Here is a 791-nt window from a genome sequence, read left to right on the forward strand (position 1 = left end):
ACCCGCTCATTGTCGATATCGGTGTGCTGGTCGTGCTTGATGTGCCAGGCCGCATCGTTCTCGATGAGTACGTTCAGGTCTTTCTGACCGTGGATGTAAATCTCTTCCTTGCCCGCCTGGTCTTCGAAGCGCAGCTCGTTGAACCCTTCACCCTGATGGGTCTCGGTGCGCAGCACGGTACGGGTCTTGTTGACCGGCAACTCGTAGGGTGGCCGGTTGGTGGCGTGGAAGGTGCGACCGGTGACGATGGGCTGGTCCGGGTCCCCTTCCAGAAATGAGACGATAACTTCATGGCCGATGCGCGGAATCGCCATCATGCCGTATTGGCCGCCGGCCCAGCCTTGGGATACACGCACCCAGCAGGAGCTCTGGTCGTTGGAGCTGCCGTATCTGTCCCACGGGAACTGTAGTTTGACCCGGCCATGTTCATCGCAGTAAATCTCCTCCCCTTCGGGGCCGACCACTGTGGCGATTTGCGGGCCGTCCACCATCGGCTTGTAAGGCGCCTGTGGGCTGCCGATGCGCGCCCGCCAGCTGGTGCTGGCTTTGACCACCGCAAATTCGTTGTGGTAGACGGTCGGGCCGCTGCCCCCCTCCTCTTCCAGCGCCTGCGGCTGCAAGCCGGTGTGCTGGATACGCACGATTTGCCAGTCGGTGTTGAGGCTGCCGTTGGGATGTTCGGTCAGCGAGAAGCTCTGCCCTGGCAGCAGGGCTGCGCTGTTGGACTTGCCACTGCCCGCCACGGCATCATTGCGAAGGGCATCGAGTCGGTGCTGGGCAAACGCCTTGCC

1 protein-coding gene is annotated in these 791 nt (G+C 62.2%); it reads right to left on the reverse strand.

Annotated elements, in window-relative coordinates; translation table 11 throughout:
- A partial coding sequence (gene tssI / locus ACM3N8_RS22350; RefSeq protein WP_416016608.1) for a type VI secretion system tip protein TssI/VgrG occupies positions 1–791 on the reverse strand: 791 nt, incomplete at both ends.

Source organism: Aeromonas sp. A04, from assembly GCF_047780465.1.
In the GTDB taxonomy this organism is placed as follows: domain Bacteria; phylum Pseudomonadota; class Gammaproteobacteria; order Enterobacterales; family Aeromonadaceae; genus Aeromonas; species Aeromonas bestiarum.